Here is a 4,139-nt window from a genome sequence, read left to right on the forward strand (position 1 = left end):
CCACCTGAAGCAGCGCCGAGAGCGCGATAGCACCCCACAGCCAGGAATTGGCGAACACACGGCGGAAGGCGGAACCGGTCTCCGAACGGGCATTGAAGGCGTTGAACAACTGGGCGAACACCAGCACCGTGAACCCGGCCGTGCGGGCGTTGTCCAGCGACTCCGAGCCCTCGATCAGACCACCGGGCAGATACAGGTCGATCGTGAGCAGCGTCGCGACCGCCATCACCGCACCCACCAGGATGACACCGGCCCACATCCGGTTGTCGATCACGCGATCGTCCAGTGACCGAGGCGGCTGGCTCATCACGTCCTCGGTCTCCGGGTCCATGCCCATCGCCAACGCTGGAGCGCTGTCGGTAAGCAGGTTGATCCACAGAATCTGCGTGGCAAGTAGCGGAAGCACGATAGCGCCGTCCCCGTGGGACAAGCCGATCACCCCGGCCAGCACCACTCCGAGGAACACGGTCAGCACTTCACCCATGTTGGACGAGAGCAGGTACCGCAAGAACTTCCTGATATTCGAGAAGATCCCGCGGCCCTCGCGGATCGCCCGCACGATGGTGGCGAAGTTGTCGTCGGCGAGGATCATCTTCGCCGCCTCCTTGGTGACTTCGGTACCGGTGCGGCCCATGGCAATCCCGATGTCAGCCGATTTCAGTGCCGGTGCGTCGTTCACACCGTCGCCGGTCATGGCCACCACCTGACGGTCGGCCTGAAGAGCGTCGACGATGCGCAGCTTGTCGGCCGGGGACACCCGCGCGTAGACCGATCGGCGGCGCACGGTCTCGCGGAACTGCTCCTCGTCGAGCTGTTCGAGTTCGACTCCTGCCACCGCGACAGCCTCCGCGGCGATGCCGAGGTCCTTGGCGATCCGCGCTGCCGTGCGGGGGTGGTCACCGGTGATCATCATGACCCGCACCCCCGCGCGGTGGGCCTCGGCAATTGCGACCGCCGCCTCCGGGCGGGGCGGGTCGATGATGCCGACCATGCCGACGTAGACCAGATTCTGTTCCAGGGATTCGTCGATCTCCGGCGGTATGGTGACCTCGAGCGGCCGATACGCCACCGCCAGGGTGCGGAACGCCTCGCCCGCGAGACGCTCGACGTCCTCGAGAATGCGTGTTCGCCACGAATCGTCCAGCGTCTCCACGGCATCACCGACCTGTACATGGGAGCAGCGCCGCAACAACACGTCCGGCGCACCCTTGGCGACAACGGCGATCTTGCCTGCTCGCTGGGTATCCGCCTCGAGACTGCTCATCATCTTGCGTTCGGAGGTGAACGGGATCTGGGCCACCCGCTGGAAGCGTCCGGTCCGGGGGTCCCCGATGCCGAGTTTGACCTCGGCGACCAGGAAAGCCGCCTCTGTCGGATCACCCTGGACGGCCCACTCACCGTCGTCCTGCTCCTGCAGGGTGGCGTTGTTGGCGAGACTGCCCCCCACCAGCACGAAAGCCGTTTGGCTCCAGAGATTGCTGCCCTCCGCGATCGGGACGCCGTCGCTCAGTATCCGCCCCTCCGGCCGGTATCCGGCTCCCGTGACGACCACCTCTCCCACCGGGGTGACCACCCGCCCGATGGTCATCTCACCCCTGGTGAGAGTGCCGGTCTTGTCCGAGCAGATCACCGACGCCGAGCCGAGAGTCTCGACCGACGACAGCTTCTTGACGATCGCATTGTGACCGGCCATCCGCTGCACGCCCAACGCGAGCACCACCGACAGAATCGTGGGCAGTCCTTCCGGTACGGCGGCCACGGCCAGCGAGACGCCGAGCAAAAGGGCGGTGACAACGTCGTCGACGCTCTCGACGCCGAAGAACACAAGAATGGTGGCGATGACCACCACTGCAATCGCGATCACCGCGATGCCGAGCATCCTTCCGACACGGGCGATCTCGAGTTGTAGCGGGGTGGGATCCTCGCGGGTGGTGTGCAGAAGTCCGGCGATCCGACCCATCTCGGTCGCCATCCCGGTGGCGGTCACCACCGCCCGCCCCACACCCTGGGTCACCGCCGTCCCGTTGAACACCATGTCGAGGCGATCACCGAGCGATGCGGGCTCCGCCAGAGTGCGGGCATCCTTGAGTTCCGGTTCGCTTTCCCCGGTGAGCGAGGCCTCGGACACCATCAGAGTGGCGGCCGACAGCAGTCTCGCGTCCGCGGCAACGGTGTCGCCCTCGGCCAGCACCAGAATGTCGCCGGGCACCAGTTCGCGGGTGGACACCCGCTGCTGCACGCCGTCCCGGACCACGGTCGCGGTGGCCGCACTCATCCGCTGCAACGCCTCGACCGCGTGTTCGGCTTTTGCCTGCTGCACGTATCCGAGGACGGCATTGAGAACAACGATGACTGCGATGACGACGGCGTCGAACGGCCATCCCCGCGCACCCTCCACCACCCATGCCACCAGCGAGATGACGATTGCAGCGAACAGCAGGTAAATCAACGGGTCCCGGAATTGTTCGAGAAACTTGCGCCAGGTAGGCACCGGCCGGACGCTGTCGAGTTCGTTCGGACCGGCAGTGGCCAGTCGCTGCGCTGCGTCCGCCGCCGTCAAGCCCTTTTCTGGATCGGTCCCCAGTTCCTCGGCGACGATGCTCGCATCCATGAGAGAAGGGTCGACGTCGATCAGGGCGCTCGTCATCGTTCCTCCCTCGGGGCGACAGCCTTCGGCCACCGTCATTCGATTATCACGCGCTCGGCGGGACGTCGGGGTCGAGGTGGTCACTCGCGCGGCCGGCAAGATTCAGGCCTCCTCCAGTGCCTCACCGATTTCCTGGAGCGCACGGTTGTGGGCGTCGGCGACCAGGATATGCCCGGCTGCGATGGTCAGAGCCACCGGCCACTCGATCATCTCGACAGCCGCGAGCAGGCCGATCGCCGCGAAGAAGGCCAGCTGCTCGGGGGGAGGGAGGGGCACCCGGCCGAGCAGTGGCAGTTGCACCACGAATCCGCGGGCCGAGCGCACGCGGGCGACCGCGGCACGATGCGAATCCGTCTCGAGAGATTCCTTCTCCGGTGTGAGTTGGGTCATCATTCTCCTCGATCCTGTGTGTCGTTCACCTGTTGGCAACCTCCGACGCGGACTGTGAAGGGCGTGAGGAACTCAATCGTTGCCGCTCTCGGTACCAGCTCTGATCCATTGGCCGGTTTCGTTGCCGGCGTGCTCACCCCGCCATTGCGAGAGGTGTACGCGGTGCTGGTGCGCGTGGGAGTGATCGAAATCGTCGACTGATCGCCCGCGAGTTTCTCGAGCACTCGCGGCGCCAGAGCGGCTACCGCTGTCCAGGCTCCGGCCGCGCCCAGCGCCTGGGTCCAGCCCACCGGCCCCAAAGGTGTGCAGCCCAGTAGGTGGCTCACGCCGGGTGTGCTGATCAATGCACCCAGCACGGCGAGCGATCCTCCCGCTGTGACCACGACGAGCGGACTTCGTGAGTCGATCAGCGTCTGGCCCAGCTGAGTGCCGACCAGGGCGACCAGAGCCACCGTCGAAGCGCGGCGAGCCCGACCGGTGACCCGGGCGATTGCCCACGCCGTCGTGGCGCCCGCAGCGGTGGCCCCACCCCGGATCGCGACATCTCTCCACAGGGCGGCGCTGTCGGGGCCACGTCCCTCGCCGCGAGCCTGCCCGTTGGGCGGACTGACCGCGAGCGCTGCTGCAGGCAGTGCGTCGGTCAGCAGATTCACCAGCAGAAGTTGACGCGCCGTGAGCGGTGACCGCCCGGCAACAGCGGTTCCGATGAGGGCGAACGCCACCTCCCCGGCGTTGCCACCGAGCAGGACCGCCACACCGGCCTGCACCCGTCGCCACAGTTGACGTCCCTCGTCGAGCGCATCGAGCAGAGCATCGACGCGTCCGTCGAGCAATACGACGTCCGCGGCGCTACGCGCCGGGTCACTCCCCCGCGAGCTGACGCCGATACCCACGCTCGATGCGCGTATCGCCGCCGCGTCGTTGGCCCCGTCCCCCACCATGGCGCACACGTGCCCCACCCGTTCGAGCGTCTGCACGATCTGCACCTTGTGCTCCGGAGACATCCGGGCGAACACCACACACTTGTCGACCGCATGCTCCTGCCCTCGGTGCGACAACGTTTCCCAGTCGGACCCGGTGATGACCTGTTCGGACGACACGG

At 66.7% G+C, this 4,139-nt stretch carries 2 protein-coding genes and 2 pseudogenes; 1 reads left to right on the forward strand and 3 read right to left on the reverse strand.

All coding sequences use genetic code 11. The features are described 5' to 3' along the window. Together WAW17_RS12255 and WAW17_RS12260 are read right to left on the reverse strand one after the other, a co-directional pair. The coding region (locus WAW17_RS12255) for a cation-translocating P-type ATPase (protein WP_422333247.1) at positions 1-2,647 on the reverse strand (2,647 nt) is incomplete at its 3' end. Between the two features lie 102 nt (positions 2,648-2,749). Then, the gene (locus tag WAW17_RS12260; RefSeq protein WP_422333248.1) at positions 2,750-3,037 is read right to left on the reverse strand and encodes a hypothetical protein; all 288 of its coding nucleotides are present in this window, start codon (positions 3,035-3,037) and stop codon (positions 2,750-2,752) included. On the opposite strand from WAW17_RS12260, the pseudogene WAW17_RS12265 reads away from it, so the two are divergent. Continuing rightward, positions 2,942-3,190 (forward strand): annotated as a pseudogene (locus WAW17_RS12265) (hypothetical protein); the annotation flags it as partial. The gene WAW17_RS12260 and the pseudogene WAW17_RS12265 overlap by 96 nt on opposite strands. On the opposite strand, the pseudogene WAW17_RS12270 reads toward WAW17_RS12265, so the two are convergent. Beyond that, positions 3,076-4,139, reverse strand: a pseudogene (locus tag WAW17_RS12270) (cation-translocating P-type ATPase); the annotation flags it as partial. The pseudogenes WAW17_RS12265 and WAW17_RS12270 overlap by 115 nt on opposite strands.

Origin of the sequence: Rhodococcus sp. (in: high G+C Gram-positive bacteria) (assembly GCF_049286785.1) — a bacterium.
Lineage (GTDB): Bacteria > Actinomycetota > Actinomycetes > Mycobacteriales > Mycobacteriaceae > Rhodococcus_F.